Raw genomic sequence first — 22,870 nt, forward strand, 5'->3', positions numbered from 1 at the left:
GCGTGCGCCCGACGCGGGCGCTCGTCGACCGATCCATCGCCGGCGGTCCCCTCATCACCGCAGCTCCACGGCTCCAGCGGGCGTCGCCGAGCGCGCGGACGCGGGACAATTCGTCGATTTCGACATGGCGCCAGAGACAGGTCGTGTTTCGCCGCCAGATCGGCGGGGAGGGCCGGCGGCGTCGCAGTCTGCGACGGCGGCTGGGTGCGAGCGATGTCCCAGGGGCTCGCGGCGCGCTGTCCCATGGGGCTTGCGCTCGGCCGGCGCGAAAGGCCGGTCCCACGCCCACCTCGCCCGCGATTCGGTTCGCGCCCGGGTGGCACGCTCGTTGCTGAAGCGGGGAGCCGGCCGAGGGCTGGCCGCAGGGACGAAGCGTCGCCGGTCCACGGCCGCGGGATGCCCTGTCGCCATCGAAGCAGGCGACATGCTGAGCCGCGACCTCCGCAAATTCACCCTCGCACCCGCGATCGCGCGACGACCCCGCGACGGTCATGACAATGCGCCCGGCACGCGCGGGGGTCTTCGTCCCGGGTCTCGAGCGAACTCCGGTGCGGACATCGGCGCCGGGGCGCGAATGTGCAGAGTGCGACGTCGTGTCGGACACGACCCGATGTTCTCGTCGCCCCGTCATGACCTCGTCCGATCGCCGGGGGGCCGGCCCGGATTGCGCCGCCGGCAAAGCCTCATGTATCATCGTTAAGATTAACAAAAACAGCTGGTTACAACGCACACGACCGCGCGCGCCGAGCCGGCCCGCCGCGTCATGAGCGCGCCGTTCGCACGCCCGCGCTCCGCCTCGTCCTTTCACGAAGAACCCGACTGCCATGATTGAACCGACGATTGCACCGATCTCGCTGGAACAGGAGCGGATGTGGCTCCTCGCCCGACTGCACGGCTCCGTGCCCGCCTTCCACGAGCGCGGCGGTGCCTGGCTCGACGGCGACGTCGACGCGTCGCGGCTGGGCGACGCGGTCGCGCAGATCGTGGCGCGTCACGAGGTGCTGCGAACCACGATCGGCGAGCGCGACGGGCGGCCGGCGCAGCTCGTCTGGCCCGCGGCGGAGGTCACGCTCCGCCAGGTCGCGCTCGGCACCGACCTCCAACCTGCGAGCGACGGCGACGCGCTCGCGGCCGCCGCCGACGAGGCCGCGCTCCCCTTCGATCTCGAGCGCGGCCCGCTGTTCCGCGCGACCCTCTTCACGCTCCACGGGCGTCGTCACCTGCTCGTCGTGGTCATGCACCACCTGATCTCCGACGGCGACGCCAGCCTCGAGCTGTTCTTCGCCGAGCTGTTCGCCGGCTATCACGGCGGGGCGCTGCCGCGGCGCGAGGCGCAGTACCGCGACCACGCGCGGACGCAGCTCACCGCGGAGGCGCGCGCGCGGGCCGAGGCGCAGCTCGAGTACTGGGCCGAGGAGCTCGCCGGGGCCCCGGCGGCGCTGGCGTTGGCGACGGACCGGCCGCGACCGGCGGTGCAGACGTTCACCGGCGCCGGCGAGGCGCGCGTGCTCGACGGCGAGTTGACGCGCGCGCTGGTCGGCTTCGCCGCGGCGGCGGACACCGACCTCTACGTGCTCCTGCTCGCCGGGCTGCAGGCCGTGCTGCATCGTCACAGCCGGCAGGACGACATCCTCGTCGGCGCGCCGCTGGCCGGCCGCGACGACCCGCGGTTTGCTCGCGCGATCGGCTACTTCGGCAACCCGGTGGTGTTCCGCGGCCGGTTCGCCGGCGACCCGGCGTTCCACGAGGTCGTCCGCCAGCTCCACCGCACCGTGCAGGACGGCCGGCGCCACGGCGACGTGTCGTTCAAGTCGGTCGTCGAGCGGCTCGCGCCGGCGCGCGACCCGAGCCGGACCCCGCTGTTCCAGGTCCTCTTCCACGTGCGGCCGCCGGCCGCCGCCCCGCGCAAGCGGGCAGGCGTCACGCTCACCCCGGTCGACGTCGACCTGCGCCACGTCGCCTACGACCTGGTCGTGACCGCCCAGCCGCTCGCGGGCGGCGACGGCCTCGCGCTCCGCATCGAGTACAACCGCGACCTGTTCGACCCGGCCGCCGCGGCCGGGCTGCTCGCCCAGTGGGAGGTGCTGCTGCGCGGCGCCCTCGAGGACCCGGACGCCCCGGTCTCGCGCCAGCCGCTGCTGCCCCGGGGCGAGCGCCGCCGCGTGCTGCGAGCGCTCGACGCCCGCGACGCCCCCGCGCCCCGCGGGCCCGCTTGCCTGCACGCCCGCGTCGAGGCCCACGCGCGCCGCGACCCGGCCGCGCCGGCGGTGCGCTTCGCCGACCGCCGCCTCACCTACGGCGAGCTCGATCGCCGCAGCAACCAGGTCGCCCACCTGCTGCGCCGGCGCGGCGTCGGCCCCGACGTGCTCGTCGGCGTGTGCATGGAGCGCTCGGTCGACATGATCGTCGCCATGCTCGCGGTGCTCAAGGCCGGCGGCGCCTACGTGCCCTTCGACCCGACGCACCCGGCCCCGCGCCTCGCCTTCATGCTCGCCGACTCCGGGGTGTCGGTGCTGCTCGCCACCTCGGACTGCATCGATTGGCTGCCCGAGCCCGGCGTGGAGGTCGTGGCCTTCGACGCCGACCGGGACCGGCTGGCCGCCGAGCCCGAGCACGCGGTCGCGCCGCTCGCGGGCGAGGGCCCCGACAACCTCGCCTACGCGATCTACACCTCCGGCTCGACCGGCCAGCCCAAGGGCGCCTGCGTCACGCATCGCAACGTCATCAATTTGCTGGTCGACACCGACTACCTGCAGATCGATCCGTCCGACCGCGTGGCCCAGACGGCCAACGCCTCGTTCGACGCCGCGACCATGGAGATCTGGAGCGCCCTGCTGCACGGCGCGGAGCTGGTCGGCGTCGCGCGAGAGACCGCGCTCGAGCCGACTCGCCTGGCGCGGGCGATCGCCGAGGAGTCGTTCGGCTTCATGCTCCTCACGCCGGCGCTGTTCGCCGCGGTCGCGCGCGCGGTGCCGGGGGCGTTCGCGCCGCTGAAGACGCTGGTATGCGGCGGCGACGTGCTCGACCCCGAGGCCGTCCGCCGGGTGCTCGAAGGCGGCCCGCCGCGGCACCTGATCAACGGCTATGGCCCGACCGAGGCGACCGTGTGCGCCACGTGGTGCCGCGTCGCCGACGCGCCGGCCGCGGGCGCCGCGATCCCGATCGGCCGGCCGATCGCGCGGGTCGCTGTCTACGTCCTCGACGCCCACCGCGAGCCGGTCCCGCCCGGCGTGTGCGGCGAGATCTGGATCGCCGGCGCCGGCGTCGGTCGCGGCTATCACCGCCGCCCCGAGCTCACCGCCGAACGCTTCCTCCGCGACCCGTTCGCGCCGGGCGGCGACGCGCGGATGTACCGCACCGGCGACCTCGGCCGGCTGCGCCACGACGGCCGGCTCGAGTTCCACGGCCGCATCGACCAGCAGCTCAAGATCCGCGGGTTCCGCGTCGAGCTCGGCGAGATCGAGGCCGCGCTCGCCGAGCAGCCGGGCGTGCGCCAGGCCGCGGTGATCGCCGTCGAGGTCGCCGGGGACCGGCGCCTGGTCGCCTACGTCGCCGCCGACGGCAGCGACGACGCGATCGCGCGGACGCTCCGCGGCGCGCTGGCCCAGCGCCTGCCCGAGTACATGGTCCCCGCCGAGTTCGTGGTCCTGGACGCGCTGCCGTACACCCCGAACGGCAAGCTCGACCGCGCCGCCCTGCCCGCCCTCGACGCGCGCCGGCTGGCGGCGGGTCGCGAGTTCGTGGCCCCGCGCTCCGAGCTCGAGGAGTCGCTCGCCGACATCTGGCGCGAGCTGCTCGGCCAGCCGCAGGTCGGCGTCCACGACGACTTCTTCGCCCTCGGCGGTCACTCGCTGCACGCCGTCCAGCTGTTCTCGCGCCTGCGCGCGGTGTTCGGCGTCGAGGTCCGGTTCCAGGAGTTCTTCGGCCGCTCGACCGTCGCCGAGCTGGCGGTCCTGATGCGACGGGCCCGCAGCGCCCCGAACGTCGAGGGCGCGATCGCCAGGGCCCCGCGCGACCGGCCGCTGCCGCTGTCGTTCGGGCAGGAGCGGCTGTGGTTCCTCAACCGCTTCGCCCCGCAGAGCCGGGCGTACAATTGCATGTACGCCTATCGCCTGACCGGCGCGCTCGACGTGGCGGCGATCGACCGCAGCCTGCGCGCGCTGGTCGAGCGCCACGAGATCTTGCGGACCACCTACGCGGAGATCGACGGGCGACCGGTGCAGCGCGTCGACGAGGAGGGCTCGTTCCGCCTGGCCGTCACCGACCTCCAGCACCTCGCGCCGGCGGAGCGCGAGGCCGAGGTCCGGGCCCAGCTCGACGCCGAGGCCCAGCGCCTGTTCGACCTCGAGCGCGGCCCGCTGTTCCGCGCCGGGCTGCTGAGGCTCGGCCCCGAGGATCAGGTGTTGTGGCTGCACTTCCACCACCTGACGATGGACGGCTGGTCGACCGAGCTGGCGTTCCGCGAGGTCGCGGCGCTCTACGCCGAATTCTCGCAGGGCGTGCCCGCCGGCCTGCCCGCGCTGACCGTGCAGTACGCCGACTTCGCCGCCTGGCAGCGCGAGCGCGCGACCGACGACGCGACCGCGCCGCTGCTCGGCTTCTGGAAGCAGGCCCTGCACGGCGCGCCGCCGCTGCTCGACCTCCCGGGCGACCGCCCGCGCCCGCCCGTCCAGAGCTTCGAGGGCGCCGCCGTGACCTTCGAGCTGCCGCCGGCGCTCACGCGAGCGCTGCGCGACCTCGGCGGGCGCCAGGGCATGACCCTGACGATGACCCTGCTGGCCGCCTACGCCGCGCTGCTGCACCGCCACGCCCGCGTCGACGACCTCGTGATCGGCATGCCCAGCGCCAACCGCGACCGCGTCGAGCTCGAGCGGACCATGGGCTTCTTCGTCAACACCCTGGCGATCCGCGTCGACCTCGCCGGCGACCCGACCGTCGCCGAGCTGCTCGAGCGCGTCCGCCAGGTCTGCCTCGCCGCCTACGACCACGACGCCCTGCCGTTCGAGCGGCTCGTCCACGAGCTCCGGCCCGCGCGCGACGCCGGCTACAACCCCGTCGTCCAGGTCGCGTTCGCCCCGCAGCCGCCCGCCGGCCGCAGCCTGCAGCTGCGCGGGCTGACCTCGCAGCACCTCGCCGCCGACGCCCGCAAGGCGATCTTCGACCTCTCGTTCTACTCGTGGGAGAGCGCCGGCGGGGTCGCGGGGATCTTCGAGTACAGCACCGACCGCTTCGAGCGCGCGACGATCGAGCGCATGGTCGGCCACCTGACCGCCCTGCTCGCCGCGATGGCGGCCGACCCGGCCCGCCGCGTGTCGGCGCTGCCGATGCTCACGGGCGACGAGCGCCGGCTCGTCGCGACGTGGGGCGCCGGCCCTGCGGTCGATGCAGATGCACGCACCGCCCTCGACCTTTTCGAAGCCCAGGCCGCGCGGACCCCCGACGCGCTCGCCGTCACCGCCGGCGCGCGCTCGCTGACGTACCGCCAGCTCGACCGCCGCGCCAACCACCTCGCGCATCGCCTCCGCGCGCTCGGCGTCGCCGCGGACACCCGCGTCGGCGTGTGCATGGAGCGCTCGCCCGAGCTCCTGGTCGCGCTGCTCGCCGCCTGGAAGGCCGGCGCCGCCTACGTCCCGCTCGACCCCGAGGGCGGCGCCGAGCGGCTGGCTCACATCCTCGCCGACGCCGGCGCGCCGGTGCTGCTCGCCGGTCCGCGCGTCGAGCTGCCCGGCTACGCGGGGCGCGTGCTCCGGCTCGCCGACGACCTCGAAGGCGCCGACGCTGCCCCGCCGCGGCGCACCGGCCCCGGTGACCTCGCCTACGTCGTCTACACCTCCGGCTCGACCGGCCGGCCGAAGGGCGTGCTGGTCGAGCACCGCGGCCTCGCCAACCTCGTCGCCTGGCACACGCGCCGCTTCGAGGTCGGTCCGGCCGCCCGGGCGACGCTGGTGGCTAGCCCCGGCTTCGACGCGTCGGTGTGGGAGATCTGGCCGTACCTGTGCAACGGGGCCAGCCTGGCCGTGCCGGCGGCGACGCTGCGGCTCTCGCCCGAGGATCTGCGCGACTGGCTGATCGGCCAGGCGATCACGATCTCGTTCCAGCCGACGGCGATCGCCGAGGAGCTGCTGCGCCTGCAGTGGCCGGCGCGCTGCGCCCTCCGCGTCCTGCTGACCGGCGGCGACCGCCTGCGCGGACGACCCGGCCCCGGCCTGCCGTTCGCGCTGGTCAACAACTACGGCCCGACCGAGGCCACCGTGGTCACCACCTCGGGCCTCGTCGCGCCGCTCGCCCCCGGCGAGGTCGCGCGCGAGCCGGCCCTCGGCCGCCCGATCGCCGGCGCCCGCGTGCTCGTCCTCGACGCCCACGGCCAGGCGGTCCCCGCCGGCGTCCCCGGCGAGCTGCACATCGGCGGCGTCGGCGTCGCCCGCGGCTACCTCGGCCGCCCCGATTTGACCGCCGAGCGCTTCATCCCCGACCCCTCCGCCCCGGGCGCCCGGCTGTACCGCAGCGGCGACCTGGTCCGCTGGCGCGACGGCGGCGAGCTCGAGTTCCTCGGCCGGCTCGACGAGCAGGTCAAGATCCGCGGCGTCCGCATCGAGCCCGGCGAGATCGAGGCCGCCCTGCGCGAGCACCCGGCCGTCCGCGACGTCGCCGTGGTCGCGACCGAGGACGGGCCCGCGACCCGGCGACTGGTCGCCTACTTCACCCGCGCCGAGGTCGACGCCGACCCCGCGGGTGATGCCCACGAGGAGCACGTGTCGGCCTGGCGCGCGCTCTACGACGAGACCTACGGGCGCGAGCGGACCGCCGTGCCGGGCTTCGACATCGTCGGCTGGAACAGCAGCTACACCGGCGCGGCCTACGACCCCGCGGTCATGCGCACCTGGCGGGACCGCACGGTCGAGCGATTGCTGGCGTTCCGCCCCGCGCGGGTGTGGGAGATCGGCTGCGGCACCGGCCTGTTGCTGCTCCCGCTCGCGCCCGCCTGCGCGACCTACCTCGGCACCGACTTCTCGCAGCGGGCCCTCGACGCGATCGCCCCGGCGCTGACCCCCGCGCTGGCGCACGTGACCCTGCAGCGCCGCGAGGCCGACGACTTCGCCGGCGTCGCCGCCGACAGCGTCGACCTCGTGGTCCTCAACTCGATCGCGCAGTACTTCCCGCACGAGGCCTACCTGCGCCGCGTGCTGGTTGGCGCGGTCCGCTCCGTCGCCGCCGGCGGCGTCGTGTTCGTCGGCGACGTGCGCAGCCTGCCGCTGCTGGCGGCCTTCCGCACCTCGGTCGAGCGGGCCCGCGCCAACGCGGACACGCCGGCCGCCGCGATCGCCGAGCGGGTCCGTCGCGCCGTCGCCCACGACGAGGAGCTGTGCGTCGACCCGGCGTACTTCTTCACCGTCGGCGACGACCTCCCGCGCGTCGGCCACGTCGAGGTCTGGCTCAAGCGCGGCCGCGGCGACGACGAGATGACGCGCTACCGTTACGACGCCGCGCTGTTCGTCGGCGAGCCGCCGCCCGCGGTCGAGCCGGCGTGCACGCTCGCGTGGACCGACCTCGACGACCTCGCCGCGCTCGAGCGCCGCCTCGCCGCCCGCGACGTCGGCTCGCTCGAGCTGCTCGGCGTCCCCAACGCGCGCGTGGCCGACGACGCCCGCGCCGCCGCGGCGCTGCAGGAGCCCGCGCCCGTCGGCGAGACCTTCGCCGCCCTGCTCGCCCGCACGCGCCGGCCCGCGATCGAGCCCGAGGCGCTGTGGGAGCTCGGCGAGCGGCACGGCTGGGCCGTCCGCATCACCTGGTCGCAAGGACATGGCCCCGCGGCCATGGACGTCCTGTTCGAGGCGGACGCCGACCCGCAGCGGCCGCGCGCCTGGCACCGCGCCCGGCCGAGCGCCGCGCGCCCGCGCGAGTCGCTGGTCCACGAGCCGCCGCGGACCCGCCAGCTCGGCGACCTCGCCCCGGCGCTGCGGCGCCACCTCGCCGGGCGGCTGCACGAGGCCATGATCCCGGCCGCGTTCGTCCAGCTCGACGCCCTGCCGCGCACGCCGCACGGCAAGCTCGACCGCCGCGCCCTGCCGGCCCCCGCGACGCCGCAGCGGGCCGAAGCCCCCGCGTCGGCGACCACCGACGTCGAGGCGACCCTGGCGGCGATCTGGCGCCGCCTCCTCGGCCTCGACGAGGTCGGCCTCGACGACCCGTTCTTCGAGCTCGGCGGCCACTCGCTGCTGCTCGCCCAGGTGCGCGCGGCGATCCGCACCCAGCTCGGCCGCGACGTCCCGATCGTCGAGCTGTTCCAGCACCCGACGATCCGCAGCCTCGCGGCCCACCTCCGCGGCGCCGCCGAAGCGCCCGCGCGCCCCGAAGCGCCGGCGCGCCGCGAGCACGCCGACGACGCCGTCGCCATCGTCGGCATGGCCGGTCGCTTCCCGGGCGCGGCCGACGTCGCCGCCTTCTGGGCCAACCTGCGCGCCGGCGTCGAGTCGATCACCGTCGCCGACGAGGCGACCCTGCGCGCCCTCGGCGTCGCCGCCACGCCGGGCCTCGTGCCCGCGAGCGGCGTCCTCGACGACGCCTTCGCCTTCGACGCCGAGCTGTTCGCCACGAGCCCCGGCGACGCCGCGCTGATGGACCCGCAGCACCGCGTGTTCCTCGAGTGCGCGTGGGCGGCGCTGGAGCACGCCGGCCACCGCCCGACCGGCCACCCCGGCGCCGTCGGCGTGTTCGCCGGCTGCGACGCCCCGAACTACTGGATGGAGCGGATCGGCTTCCGCGGCGGGCCGCTGGCCAGCGAGTACTACCGGGTCGCCGGCGCCAACATGGCCGACGGCCTGACCACGCGCACCGCCTACAAGCTCGGCCTGCGCGGCCCGGCGCTCACGGTCCTGTCGGCCTGCTCGACGTCGCTGGTCGCCGTTCACCTCGCCTGCCGCAGCCTGCTCGCCGGCGAGTGCGAGCTGGCGCTGGCCGGCGGGGCCGCGATCCACCCGCCGTCGCGGGTCGGCCACGTCCACGAGGAGGGCTCGTTGGTGTCGCCCGACGGCCACTGCCGCCCGTTCGACGCCGACGCCGCCGGCACCGTCAACGGCAGCGGCGTCGCCGTGGTGGTCCTGCGCCGCCTCGCCGACGCGCTCGCCGAGGGCGACACGATCCACGCCGTCATCCGCGGCTCGGCCGTCGGCAACGACGGCGCCCGCAAGGTCGGCTACACCGCGCCCGGCGTCGACGGCCAGGCCGAGACGATCGCCCGCGCGCTCGCGGCCGCCGACGTCGACCCGGCCAGCGTCGGCTACGTCGAGGCTCACGGGACCGGCACGCGCCTCGGCGACCCGATCGAGGTCGCGGCGCTGACCCGGGTGTTCCGCCGGCACACCGACGCCGTCGGCGTCACCGCGCTCGGCTCGGTCAAGGGCAACGTCGGCCACCTCGGGGCCGCCGCCGGCGTGACCGGCCTGATCAAGGCCACGCTCGCGCTGCAGCACGAGTTGGTCCCGCCGACCCTGCACTTCCGCCGCCCCAACCCGGAGCTCGCGCTCGAGCAGAGCCCGTTCTTCGTGCCGGCGTCGCCGCTGCCGTGGCCGCGCCAGGCCACCCCCCGGCGCGCCGGGGTGAGCGCATTCGGGGTCGGCGGTACCAACGCCCACGTCGTCCTCGAGGAGGCGCCGACCCGGACCTCGTCGACCTCGTCGCGCCGCTGCCAGCTCCTCACCCTGTCCGCGCGCACCGAGGCCGCCCTGGCGACCAGCGCCGAGCGCCTCTCCGTGCACTTGCAAGCTACGCCCGGGCTGAACCTCGCCGACGTCGCCCACACCCTGCGCGTCGGCCGGATGGCGATGGCCCACCGCCGCGTGCTCGTCACGAAGGACGGCCGCGTCGGCTTCACCGCCGACGGCGTGGCCGCGGCCGCGCCCCCGCCGGTGGTGTTCATGTTCCCCGGCGGCGGCTCGCAGCAGCTCGACATGGGGCGCGAGCTCTACCGCAGCGAGCCGGTCTACCGCGCCGCCCTCGATCGCTGCGCCGACGCCTTCCAGGCCGAGCTGGGGCTCGACATCCGCGCCCTGCTGTTCCCCCCGGGCGACGCCCGGGCCGCCGCGGCCGAGCAGATGCTGCGCCCGCGCGAGAACCTCGCCGTGATCTTCTCGACCGAGGTCGCGCTGGCCGAGCTGCTGCAGTCGTGGGCGATCCGTCCGGCCGCGGTCACCGGCCACAGCCTCGGCGAGTACGCCGCGGCCCACGTCGCCGGGGTCCTCTCGCTCGCCGGCGCGGCGGCGCTGATCGCCGAGCGCGGGCGGATCTACGAGGCCCTGCCCCCTGACGCCGAGACCCTGATCGTGCGGATCTCCGAGGCCGAGCTGACCCCGCGGCTCGGCGCCGACATCTCCCTCGCCGCCGTCAACGGCCCCGAGGTGTGCGTCGTGTCCGGCACGCGCCAGGCCCTGCGCGACCTCGAGGCCGCGCTCGTGCGCGAGGGTCGGGACGTCACCCGCCTGGCGATCGCCACCGCCGCCCACTCCTCGCTCGTCGAGCCGTTCCTCGGCCGCATGCATGAGCGGGCCGCCGCGCTGACCTTCGAGGCGCCGCGGATCCCGATCATCTCCAACCTCACCGGCCGCTTCATGACCGCCGAGGAGGCCCGCGACCCGGGCTACTGGGCCCGCCACCTGCGCGGCACGGTGCGCTTCGCCGACGGCCTCACGACCCTGCTCGCCGACCCGAGCCGCGTGTTCATCGAGGTCGGACCCGGCGTCACCTTGACCAAGCTCGCCTCGCGCCACCCGCACGCCGCCGCCCGCGGCGAGCGGATCGCCGCGCCGATCGCAGGCATCGCATCGAATGCCTCATTGGACATGTCTGATTCGACACGTCATTCACAACATGTTTTTTCGACCATATTCTCCGGCGAACGGCTCGTCGTACCCACGATGGCGCAGCCCGGCGTCTTCGACGACGACGCCGAGGCGCTGCTCGCCGCCGTCGGCCGCCTGTGGTGCGCCGGCGTCGAGCTCGACGGCGCCGCGCTGGCGGCCGGCGAGGCGCGCAAGCGCGTGCCGTTGCCGACCTACCCGTTCGCGCGGACCCGGCACGTCTACGCCGGGCCGCGGGCCGACGGCGCCCCGCCGAGCGACCGGCGGCTCGCCCTCGACCTCGCCCGGGCCGCCGACGAGCTGGCCCCCCGGCTGCGACGCCTCCGCGACGCCGCCCGCGTCACCGACGACGACGCCGCCCTGGTCGCCGACCTCGACCGCGTGTGCGCCAGCCAGCTCTACGCCTACCTGTTCCACGGGACAGACGGCCGCACCAGCTTCCATCGCGACGAGCTCTTGGCCCGCCTCGGCGTGACCGCCAAGTTCACGCGCTGCGCCGACTTCTTCCTCCGCTCGCTCGAACAGGAGGGCGCGCTCCGGCGCGACGGCGACGCGATCGAGCTGCTGCCCGGCGCCCGCGAGCTGGCCGAGCCCGACGTCCTCGCGCGTCGGTTCGCCGCCCGTCACCCCGACGCCGCGCCGCTCCTCGCGCTCGCCGAGCACTGCGGGGCCCACTACGGCCCGGCGCTGCGCGGCGAGATCGACAACACCGCCGTGCTCCACCCCGACGGCTCCTACGCGCTCGTGCGTCCGGCCGAGGAGCTGCTGCTCCGCACCTCGCACCCGGAGGTGTACATCCGCATGGTCCGCGACCTCGTGCTCCGCGCCGTCCGCAGCGCCGGCGGGGCGCCGCTGCGGATCCTCGAGTTCGGCGGCGGCCAGGGCCGGCTCACCTGGGAGCTCGCGCCGCTGCTCGACGGCCTCGACGTCGAGTACTGGTTCACCGACATCAGCCGCTACTTCACCCTCAAGGCCGAGGAGCGGGCCCGCGAGGAGGCCCTCGACTTCATGCGCTTCAGCCGGCTCGACCTCGACGAGGACCCGATCCACCAGGGCTACCCGCGCGGCTACTTCGACATCATCCTCGGCCTCGACGCCCTGCACGTCGCCCGCGACCTCGCGCACAGCCTCGCCGGCCTGCGCCACGTGCTGCACGAGAACGGCCTCCTCGTCGCCGTCGAGGTCACCCGCCTGGCGACCTGGCACACCGCGCTGTGGGGCCTCGAGGAGGGCTGGTGGTCGTCCACCGACACCGACCTGCGGCCCGACTCGCCCGTCCTGCCGGCCGCCGGCTGGCAGGCCCTGTTCGCGGCTCAGGGCTTCCGCTGCGCCCGCGTGCTCCCCGAGGAGGAGGACGAGCGCGCCGCCACCGACCACGTCCTGATCGCCGCCCAGGCCCACCCCGCCGGCCTCGCGCCGACCCTCGGCCATCCGGCCGAGCTCCGCCCCGGCACCCGCGCGAGCGCCCCCGGCCGCGCCGCCACCCCGCCGCGCTCGGACCAGGAGCGGGCCATCGCCGCGCTGTGGCAGCAGGCCCTCGGCCTCCCGTGCGAGGACGTGCACGCCAACTTCTTCGCTCTCGGCGGCGACTCGCTGATCGCCGTCGGTTTGCTGACCCGGCTGCGCGCCGCGTTCGCGGTCCGCTTCGACTCGCACGCCCTGCTCGAGCGGCCGACGATCGCCCAGCTCAGCGAATGGATCGACGAGCAACGGCGCGCCGCCGCCGGGCCGCAGGTCGAGGTCGCCCCCGCGGACAACCTCGTCCAGCTCCGCGGCGGCGGGACGGCGCAGCCGCTGTTCCTCGTGCACGCCGTCGGCGGCCACGTGTACAGCTACGCCGAGCTGGCCGGCCACCTGCAGCTCGACCAGGCGGTCTTCGGCCTCCGCGCCTTCGCGGCCGAGGAGCGCAAGGCCCGGGCCGGCAGCATCGAGGCGATCGCCCGCGCCTATCTCGAGCGCCTCCGCGCCGTCCAGCCCGAGGGGCCCTACCGGATCGCCGGCTGGTCATTCGGCGGCGCCGTCGCCTTCGAGATCGCCTCCCAGCTGCGCGCCGCGGGCCAGAGCGTCCTCCCGCTGCTGATCGACAGCCCCGCGCCGACGCACTTCCGCGACGTCGCCGCCGCGGTCGAGGCCCGCGCCTTCCGGGTGTTCTCCGCCGAGCTCGGGGGCGCCGAGCTCGACCCGGCCGAGACGGCGGCGCTCGAGGCCCTGCCGCCGGAGGCGCGGATCTCCGCGCTGTTCGCCCGGATCCAGCAATCCCACGCGGCCCCGGACATCGTCGACGTCCGCCAGCTCGAGGAGCTGCTGATGCTCCTGTCCGACAACATCCGGATCTGGTGCCGCTACGAGCCGCGCCCCTACCCGGGCCCGCTGCTGCAGTTCCGCGCCCGCGACCCGGCCAGCTTCCTGGTCGAACGCGAGCGCGCCCTCACCGGCGCGCTCGGCTGGGAACCCTACGCCGCCGGCACCGAGGCGCACGAGATCCCCGGCGACCATTTCTCGATCATGAAGGGCGACAACGTGGCGCGCCTCGCCGCAGCGATGCGACCCTACTTGCAGCGCTGAACCCCCCTCCTGCCGACGCTCTCGGCGCTGCCCCTCCCGGCAGCGCCGACCACGATCCTGCCCGTCCTCTCACTGCGGTGCTCGGAACCACCGAGCACCATCCCACCCGGCCTTTCTCACCGCGGCCCTGCGCTTTTCTTGCGAGTACTGAAGCCGTCCGGGGCCCGACCTCTCTCACCGCGGTGGTTGAACGGCTGAGCGCCGCCCGACCGCTCTCGCTGCGGTCTGCGATCGATCCGAACCCCTGCGCACCATCCGCCCGGCGGCTCTCGCCGGCGGCCACGCGCTCCTCTTTGAACCACCGCGCGACACCCCGCCCGACCTCTCTCGTCGCGATTTATGCGACCCTGTTTCCATCACCGGAGCACCGGCCGCTCTCGCCGCGGCGACGCGCTCCTCATTGAACCACCGAGCACCATCCCGCCCGCTCATGCACGACGACTCTCGCCTCGATCCCGCCGCGCTCACCGCTTTCAAGGCCGAATTTCGCGGCGAGCTCGTCGAGCCCGGGCACGCGCGCTACGACGCCGCCCGCGCCGTGTGGAACGCCCGCATCGATCGGCGTCCGGCCCTGATCGCCCGCTGCACCGGCGTCGCCGACGTCGTCGCCGCCGTCCGCTTCGCCCGCGCCCGCGGCCTGCTCGTCGCGGTCCGCGGCGGCGGGCACGACGTCGCCGGCAACGCCGTGTGCGACCGCGGCCTCGTCCTCGACATGTCGGGGATGAAGGGCGTGCGCGTCGACCCGGCGCGCCGGACCGTGTACGCCCAGGCCGGGCTGAACTGGAACGAGCTCGACCGCGAGACGCAGGCGTTCGGGCTCGCCACCACCGGCGGGCAGTGCTCGAAGACCGGCGTCGTCGGCGTCGCTCTGGGGGGCGGGCTCGGCTGGCTGATGCGCCAGCACGGCCTCACCATCGACAACATCCTCTCGGTCGACCTCGTGACCGCCGACGGCCAGGCCATCACCGCCAGCGCCGACGAGCGCCCCGAGCTGTTTTGGGGCCTACGCGGCGGCGGCGGCAATTTCGGCGTCGTCACCGGCCTCGAGCTGCGCCTGCACCCGGTCGAGCGGCTCGTCGTCGGCGTGTTCATGCACCCGGCCGAGCGCTTCGCCGACGCGCTGCGGGCGTTCCAGGTCAGCGCCGCCGGCGAGCCGGACGAGATGTGCAGCGTGTTCCTCTGCACCGAGATGCCGAACATGCCGACGGTCCCTGCCGAGATGCGCGGCGTCCTCGGCGTCATCATCGTCGCCACCTACAACGGCCCGCTCGCCGCCGCCGAGCAGGCGTTCGCGCCGCTGCGCCGCTTCGGCCCGCCGACGTCCGAGATGGTGCGCGAGGTGCCCTACACGACGCTGCAGAGCATGTTCGACGGCGGGCCCGCGGCCGTCTACGGCTACCGCCAGTGCATGCGCTCGGAGTTCTTCGGCGAGCTGTCCGACGCGGCCATCGCCGCCGTCGAGGACCAGCTGCGGCGCGTCCCCTCGGCGATGTGCGGCTTCGAGCTGCTGCACCTCGGCGGCGCCATCGCCCGCGTCTCCGAGGATGCGACCGCGTTCCCGCGCCGCGACGCCCCCTACTTCGGCCTGTTCCAGTCGACCTGGAAGGACCTCGCCGACAGCGAGCGCCACCTCGCCTGGACCGCCGGTGCGTGGCAGGCCCTCCGCCCGTTCGCCCTCGGCGGCACCTACCCGAACTACATCGACGACGAGCCGCCCGAGCGGATCGCCGAGGCCTTCGGCGCCGCCAAGTACCGCCGCCTCGTCGACCTCAAGCGCACCCACGACCCGGACAACTTCTTCCGCATGAACAAGAACATCCGCCCGTGACCGCGGCCGTCCGGTCCTCGTCGTCTCGCCCCTCGCGGGCATGGACGAAGACCATCCGCCCGTGACCGCCTCCGGCTTGGACCGCCGATCGCCGCCAGTCCATCCGCGCAGCCCGGGAGCTCGTGGTCTCGTCCTGCGGGCGTGAACAAGACCATCGCCCCGGTCGATTCGACCTCGTCGCGCCGAAGATCTCCGCACCGCTGTGCCGCACGTCCGCACCGCCGGCGATCTCGCCGCCACGGCGATAACGACAGCGCCATCCGACGATGTGCCCGCGGACCTCGCCATCCACCTCGGCGACCGGGCGCCTCACCTGCTGAAGACTCTTCAACGGAGCGCCGGCCGGCGAGCGGGCCTTCGGTGGTGACTCGATTCGCCCGGGTCCGACGATTCGGCCTGTCCGCCCTCGGCCCGTCCCGTCAATCCTCCGTATTTCGCCGCACCACGTCAGGCTTCGGCGGGCGACCGATGCAGCGGCCGGGTCGGCGCCACGCCTCACGCGGTCGACTGTCCGGCCTCCGGAGCCCCTGCGAGCCGGCCGCCCATTGCGCTCGCCGGCCCGGCGCCGGGCCGGCGCCGGGTACGGCGCCCCGGCGGTACACGCAATTTCTGCTCGACGAGGGAGTTACCTCGATGGAGGAATGCGTTCACGCCCTCCCCGAATCGAGGGAAGAACAGCCATGTTATCGTTCACCCCATATCTCTCTCTGCAAAAAAGAGAAAAGGAATACTCAGCCGGGTGAAATACGGCTGTCTCCGTTCTCGTTCGGCCGAGACCGCGCACCAACGTACACGCGAAGAAGCACGTTCTCAATCAGCGGCTGCTCACGCGCCGCGTCGCCGCGGTCGAGAGCGCGTGCGTCCACCCACGTCGCCTCGTCGAGCCGCGCTTGGAACTGGCGAATGTTGGCCGCTGGCCCGACGCCGGCCCCGACACCCTGCCGATCCGTCGGTGGTTTGCTCGCGTGAGTACGAGAGCTTTTCAACATTCGACGTACCCTCGTCCGCACCTCCACCCACCCCAAAACCATCACCGCCTGCACGCGGCTCGTCGGGCGCCGGGGCCGCCGGTGAACCAATCATGGTGGCGTCGCTCGGCGCTGCCCGCTATCCTGGCCCCCCATGCTAGGTAGCAATCTCGAGACTGTCCTTGTGCGAGTGATGACGAGCTTCGGCCTGATGATGATCGCCTGTAACCCGGGCGGGAACGACTCGGCCGGGGTCACCGACGGCGCGACCAGCTCGTCGAGCGACGCGAGCGAGACCGACGCGCAGACGACGACCGACACCACCGTCACGCCCCCCACGAGCACGAGCGGCGAGTCGGCCTCCGAGACCGGCACCACCACCACCAGCACCACCACGCCGACCTCGACGACCGACGGCACCACGGAGCCCGTCGACCCGAGCGAGACGACCACGACCGACGGCACGGCCACCACCACCGACGGCACGACGACCACCACGACCGACGGCACCACCACGACCGACGGCACCACCACCACCACGACCGGGACGAGCACGGACACCTCGAGCACCACCGACGACCCGCCCGACTGCGTGCCGACCGAGGACGTCGAGGTCACCTGCGACAACATCGACAACGACTGCGACTCGAACGTCGACAACATCGACGCCGGCGGCGACGGCATCTGCGACTGCCTGAGCATCGGCATCCTCGGCGACGTCGGCTACGCGCCGAGCTCGGACTTCCAGGCCTGGCTCGAGGAGCAGGGCTCCTCGGTCGTCCGCACCAAGCTGGTCAACAACCCCGGCGTCGTCACGCCGGCGTTCCTCGCCAACTACGACCTCGTGCTGATCGACCGCATCGAGCGGGCGCTCAGCGCCGACGAGGCCGCCGCGCTCGAGGCCTTCGTCAAGGAGGACGGCCGCGGGATGATCACCCTCATCGGCTACAACTTCGACAACCTCAACCCGGCCCCCGAGCGCGACCGGGCCAACTCGGCGCTCGCGCCGTTCGGCCTGGCCTACGAGGGCGGCTACTTCGGCGACGGGGTCATCCCGACCTTCGACCCCGACCACCCGATCTCCATGGGCATCGTCGACGTCAACTTCGCCGGCGGCATCCAGCCGGTCGACGTCGAGAACCAGGGCACCTCGGAGGTGTTCGCCACCGTGCAGGCGGCCAACGCGGGTATCGCCCACCAGACCGACATGAACGGCGGCCGCGTGATCGTGTGGGGCGACGAGTGGATCACCTTCGACAGCGACTGGCAGGGCTACGCCGACGTCCAGGACTTCTGGGTGAACATGGTCGCCTGGGCCAAGCCGAAGGACTTCTGCGGCGCGCCGCAGTGAGCGCGCCTCGCTGCCGGTGCGCCGTCGATCGAAGCGCGGCGCACCGGCCGGCCCGAGCCATCGCGGGCGACCGACGAGGCATCGGCCGCTCCGCGGCCGGGCCGTCGAATCCGAATATGCACAGTCGATCCTCGCGGCGCCGAGCCGGCGGTCGCGCGCGGTCGAGGCTCTGAAGCTTCATCCGTCCGATGGACGGCGACCTCGCCCGGCCTCATCGGTGCCCGGGCGAGCGCCGGGGATCGTCCCTGGGCAGGTCGAAGTGTCCACGCGCCAGCGCCTCCGCGCAGGCGGCCAGATACGCGGGCGTGAAGCGGGCCCGGACCCGCGTGCGGGTCGCCTCCACCGCCTCCGGCTTCCATTCGAACGGCCAGCCGAACAGGTCGCACAGGGCCTGCGCCGCGCGGCGCGACTCGCCCGGCGCGTACGAGGTCGCGGTCCGCACCTCCGGGTCGTCGAGCAGCGCGACGAGCCCGGCGATCGGCGCCTCGTGGCCGAGGGCGGCGAGGCCCCACAGCGCGTACACCCGCGTGCGCGTCTCGGGGTGCGTCAGGTTGGGCTCGAACACCAGGGCGGCGATCGGGTCCTTGAGCTTGCGCAGCGCGTCGAGCAGCACGAAGGGCGTGTCCCGGCCTGCCGTATGCGCCATGAGGATCTCGACGCCGTCACGGTCGCCGAGCTCGCCGAGCCCGTCGACGGCCCACGCCCACTGGGGGTCGTCGCCGTCGCGGGCGATCGCCCGGAGCTCGGGGATGAACCGCGCCCGCGTCTTCATGCCCTGCACCAGCCAGTCGCGCACGTCGTCATGCACGCTCAGGAGCTCGCGGACCTCGGCATCGGCCGCACCGCCGGGCTCGGCGTCGCCGAGCGCGAGGAGCACGTCGACCCGCCGGCGCGCGCGCTGCTTGCTGCCGCGAGCGGCGCGACGCAGGGCCGGCAAGCCGTCGCTGCCGAGGGCGGTGACGCCCTCGACCAGCCGGGCCAATCCCTCCGCCGACGAATCATGGAACTTGAACAGGGGCAGCAAGGCGAGGACTGCGGGATCTTGCCGGGCCATCGGTCGCGGGTTTTTCGCGTGATCGCCAGGGGCTGTCAACCATGAGGGACACGAGCTCACGCGCGAGACCGGCATTCCCTGACGCGTTCGTCTCGTGAGCGCGCGAGCATCCGTCGTCGCTCGCCTCGCTCGCCCAACCTTGCTGCCGAGAGCGCCCCGGAGCGTCCCCGGAAGTGAATCGAGCCGATGCACCGGCGGCCCGGCGCTCGCGCCCTCCTGCCGTCGCGACGAGCACGCGACGCATCCTTGCAGCAAAAGGCGCCACCGCGTGCCCGCTGGAGTCACTGCGAGGGTGACCCCACTGCCCGAGGCCCAATGTGCGCAGTCGTGCGGAGACCCCGACGCGGCCGTGCGCGCCTCGAGGACGCACGCGCGGCGTCGCGGCCGCCGCTCTTCGGCGTGTTACGCTCGCCTCGTGCGTTGCATTCGTCCCCGAGCGAGACTCCTTCCTGTCGCCCTCCTCGCGGCCTGCTTCGCCCCCGAAGGCACCTCGCCCACCACGGGCACTACCACGGCTCCCGGCGGGACCACCACCACCGCGACGACCGAACCGTCCACCGCGCCCGGCACCGGCCCCGATCCCGCCACCTCGACGACCAGCACGACATCCTCGCCGACCCTGACCGGCGACCCGACCACCGGCACGTCGACCTCCACCAGCACGTCGACCTCCACCACCGACGCCACCACGACCTCGACCGCCACCGGCTCGACGACCAGCCAGGAATCCACCGCCGCGACCACGCTCGAGCCGGAGTGCTTCAGCGACATGGACTGCCCGAATAACGACGGCGAATGCAAGCTGCCCGCCTGCGTCGACGGCCAGTGCACTTTTAAAAATGCCCCCGTCGGCAGCCTCTGCAACGGTCTCGCGGATCAATGCGACGCGATGGGCCTGTGCGTCGATTGCGTCGACAACGGCGGTTGCGGCGAATGCTGCTACTGCGCCGGCGGGATCTGCCTGCCCGGCTGAGGCTCCACCGCCGGCGCGCATGGAACAATGCAGCCCGCTCGCCGGCCCCCGACGACAGCCCGGCTCCGCGGGATTGGCGACGAACGTCTCCGCTCGGCGCTTCCCACGGCATTCCCGGGCGTTCGCCCGAGCAGCTCCGCCCGCCACCACCCCCATCGCGACAGCGCGCTCCCGCCGAACGCACTACGGTCATTTCAACTCCACGCTCCGCTCGCCGAGCCTCCGCCGGAACAACTCCCCCGCCACACCATCACGACAGCCCCGCCGAACGAACCACGAATCATCTCGGCGCGGCGCTCCGCACGACATGCGCTGCCCGCTGGCCCGAACGACCCCCCCGACTCCGCCGCAACAACAGCCCCCTGAACGGACCCTGATTTTTTCGCTTGGCCGATCCGCACGGCATGCACCGAGCCTTCGCCCGGCCAGCTGCGCCCGCTACCGCCGCCGCCGCAACATCATCCCCGCCCCTGCCGCGACGAACAGGCACGCTCCGCCATAGATCAGCCTGAAGTCGATCGCCGACTCGCCCGCCTCGGACCTGACCGCCGGCCCAGCGCTCGCGACTTCGACGCCCTTCCCCTCGCTCGCCTTCCCCTCGCTCGCCTTACCCTCGCCCGCCGCCTTCCCCTCGACCACGACCGCCCCGGCTTTCGCCGGCGCCTCCGCGCCCCAGGGCGCCCCGATCAGGCTGCCCGCGAAGTACTTCGCCTCCTGCTCCTCTACCCGGCCGTCATCTTCATACGGATCGATCACCTTCACGTCGCGGCGCGACGGCCTCCGCGGGTCTTGCACGCGCCCGCTGCCCCACGTCCAGCGCACTTCCTCGATCGCCAGCCCGGCGCCGTCGCGTCGCGCCTCGTACGTCACCACCCGCGAGCGCTCCGTGTTCAGCTTGACCACCCCGTCCATCGCCAGCGCGACGCCGGTGCGCACCACCGACGGATCGCGCGAGAACAGCCGCCAGCGCTCCTCGTGCGTCATCGCGTCGAGGCGAGCGATCGCCCCGCCCTCCGCCGGGAACGCCGCCCTCGGCAGCCCGAAGAAGTAGCAGATGGCGTACGGCCCCTCGTGATTGGTCGTGCTCTCGAAGCGCTCGCCCTCGCCGACGACGAGGTACCCGCGCGTCTCGACCGTGTCGTCGAGGGCGACCGCGAGCCTCGCGTCCGGCCGCTCCTTCAGCGCCTCCTCGAAGCGCTCGAACGCCCCCGACACCTCGCACGGGTACGGGTACACGACCAGCACCACGTCGCCGAGCGCCGCCACCCCGTGGACCTCGATGCTCGTCTTGGCCTCGCCGTACTTCTCCGCGTCGTACGGCACCCCATCGGCGGCCGCCTCCCTGGCGGAGCCCGCGAGCACGAGCCCGAGGGCCCCCGTGATGGCTCGAGCAGCACCCGCCCGCGGAGCGTTCGTCATGCGCCGAGGGTTTCACCGTCCGCCTGCGCCCGCAACCGCGACGAATTCGCGCGCTCGCGCCGGGCCTGCGGAGGCTCTTTCGGACCTCTCCGGCATCGAGGAGCCGCCCCGGCCGCCGGCGCTCGCGCGTCAGCGCGGGCGCGCCGTCAATTCGCCCCGCTGCGGACCCACTCGATCACCGTGCAGAGCTGGTTCTCGGTCAGGACCTTGCCGATCGGCATCGGGTTGCCGCCGCCGCCCACCACATTGGTCTGCTGATTGAGCAGCTTGAACAGCAGATAGCTGCGATCGACGTCACCCGCGGTGACGATGTCGATCGTCGCCATCGTCGACGGCACCCCGACCATGCTGTCGCGGAAGCTGGGGCCGTCCTTGAAGATCAGGCTGGTGCCGACGCCCTTGCCGTGGCAGTTGCACGAGCCGGCCACGGCCTGCCACGCCTGCGTCGCGCTGACCGTCGCCGGCGCGCAGTCGGGCGGCATCAGCGGCATCGGCGGCACGCACTGCATCTGCTTGCACACCGCCTGGTCGCAGTCCTGGTTGTTGAAGCACTTCTCGCCGAGCGAGCACTTGGCGCAGTGCGGCCCGCCGCAGTCGACGTCCGGCTCGTAGCCGTTGGCGACCCCGTCCGAGCAGCTCGGCGGCACGCAGGCGGTCGTACACAGGTCGTTGTCGTCGTCGTCGCCGTCGTCGCACTCTTCGACGCCCGCGTGCACGAAGCCGTCGCCGCAGCGGGCCGCCTCGCAGGTGCCGAGGCAGGCGTCCTCGTCGCTGTCGTTGCCGTCGTCGCAGGCCTCGTCGGGCTCGACGTGGCCGTTGCCGCAGCCGCCGGGGACGCAGTCGTTGGGGCAGCCGTCGGACTCGATGAGGTTGGCGTCGTCGCACACCTCGACGCCGGCGTACACCAGGCCGTCGCCGCAGCGGGCGAACTGACACGCGAGGGTGCAGGGGCCGTCGTCGGCGTTGAGGTCCCCGAAGTCGCAGGTCTCGGGCGACTGCACCAGCCCGTCCCCGCAGGTCCCCTCGCCGTCGGTGGTCGACCCGACCGGCGGCTCGGCCGTCGTCGCCGGCGCCTCGGTGGCCGTCACCGGCGCGCCGGTCTCGCTCGCCGCCGCGGCGCCGGTCTCGTCCGGCTCGTCGGTCGCAACGCCGGGGTCGGTGCCGCAGGCCGCCGCGGCGAGGCAGAGAGAGAGGACCAGCGTGCGCATGCGGAGCCCGAGAGTGCCAACGAGCCCGCGGTCCGCCAAGCCACGAACGCCACCGCGCCACGAGCGCGACGAACACGACCGCGAGCGCGCCCGCTCTCCATCCCCGCGCCGACGCACGAACTCGGCAGGTCAGGGTCCGACGCAGGCCAGGCGCTCCCGGATGCGCGGCCCCGAGGCCCCGCGCTGGAGCTCGTGCCCCGCAGGCGATCGGGCGCCCTCGCGGCGCCTTCGTGCCGCCGATCTCCGCGGCGAGACGGCGCATGACGACCACCTGCCGACCGCGAACCGCGAGCCCCAGCGCGAAGCATGCTGCGTACTTTCCTGCCGATCTCCAGGCCGCGTCGTTTCCATGGCGACGGACCTCCGGCTCGCCGCGGCATCTCATCGTCTCCGACGTGATGATGCCGCGCCAGGCCGGTACCGCGACCTCGCGGACCGCGGCGAGCCCCGGCGGCAAATCATCATCACGGCGAAGAAGAGCGCGCACGGTTCGCGTCGGGGCGGCCGCGGCCGACGGTCGCGCGCGGCCTGAACCACGAAGTTTGCCTCCGACCCACGCCTGCGCGCGCAACCCCAGGGGCCAACGCGTGCGCAGCCGGATTGTCCCATGGGGCCGGGCCACCGACCGTCGCTCCATCGAGGCGCTCCGCG

At 74.0% G+C, this 22,870-nt stretch carries 7 protein-coding genes; 4 read left to right on the plus strand and 3 right to left on the minus strand.

Annotated features, from left to right (window positions below; all coding sequences use genetic code 11):
* Positions 1 to 824: 824 nt before the first annotated feature.
* The 3 genes from NAEX_RS10975 (at position 825) to NAEX_RS10985 (ending at position 17,565) form a co-directional block, all read left to right on the plus strand.
* A complete protein-coding gene (locus NAEX_RS10975; RefSeq protein WP_096327459.1) occupies positions 825 to 13,418 on the plus strand; it encodes a hybrid non-ribosomal peptide synthetase/type I polyketide synthase in 12,594 nt (4,197 codons plus the stop codon).
* A 430-nt stretch (positions 13,419 to 13,848) separates the two neighbouring features.
* Positions 13,849 to 15,246, plus strand: a complete 1,398-nt coding sequence (locus NAEX_RS10980) for an FAD-binding oxidoreductase (protein WP_096327460.1) — start codon at positions 13,849 to 13,851, stop codon at positions 15,244 to 15,246.
* Positions 15,247 to 16,368: 1,122 nt separating this feature from the next.
* Positions 16,369 to 17,565, plus strand: a complete 1,197-nt coding sequence (locus NAEX_RS10985) for a hypothetical protein (RefSeq protein WP_143140981.1) — start codon at positions 16,369 to 16,371, stop codon at positions 17,563 to 17,565.
* 211 nt (positions 17,566 to 17,776) lie between these two features.
* Here NAEX_RS10985 and NAEX_RS10990 read toward each other — a convergent pair whose 3' ends face one another.
* Complete coding sequence (locus NAEX_RS10990) at positions 17,777 to 18,619, minus strand: HEAT repeat domain-containing protein (RefSeq protein ID WP_143140982.1); 843 nt, start codon at positions 18,617 to 18,619, stop codon at positions 17,777 to 17,779.
* 415 nt (positions 18,620 to 19,034) lie between these two features.
* Between NAEX_RS10990 and NAEX_RS47645 the strand changes: the two genes are divergently transcribed.
* Positions 19,035 to 19,592 (plus strand): hypothetical protein, encoded by a 558-nt coding sequence (locus NAEX_RS47645; RefSeq protein ID WP_143140983.1) that lies wholly within the window; start codon positions 19,035 to 19,037, stop codon positions 19,590 to 19,592.
* Between the two features lie 438 nt (positions 19,593 to 20,030).
* Here the strand turns inward: NAEX_RS47645 and NAEX_RS49995 are convergent, their stop codons facing one another.
* On the minus strand, positions 20,031 to 21,011 hold the full coding sequence (locus tag NAEX_RS49995) for a hypothetical protein (RefSeq protein ID WP_170135639.1): 981 nt from the start codon (positions 21,009 to 21,011) through the stop codon (positions 20,031 to 20,033).
* A gap of 146 nt (positions 21,012 to 21,157) precedes the next feature.
* Complete coding sequence (locus NAEX_RS11010; RefSeq protein ID WP_096327466.1) at positions 21,158 to 22,219, minus strand: DUF4215 domain-containing protein; 1,062 nt, start codon at positions 22,217 to 22,219, stop codon at positions 21,158 to 21,160.
* Between the last annotated feature and the right edge of the window lie 651 nt (positions 22,220 to 22,870).

The organism is Nannocystis exedens, from assembly GCF_002343915.1.
In the GTDB taxonomy this organism is placed as follows: domain Bacteria; phylum Myxococcota_A; class Polyangia; order Nannocystales; family Nannocystaceae; genus Nannocystis; species Nannocystis exedens.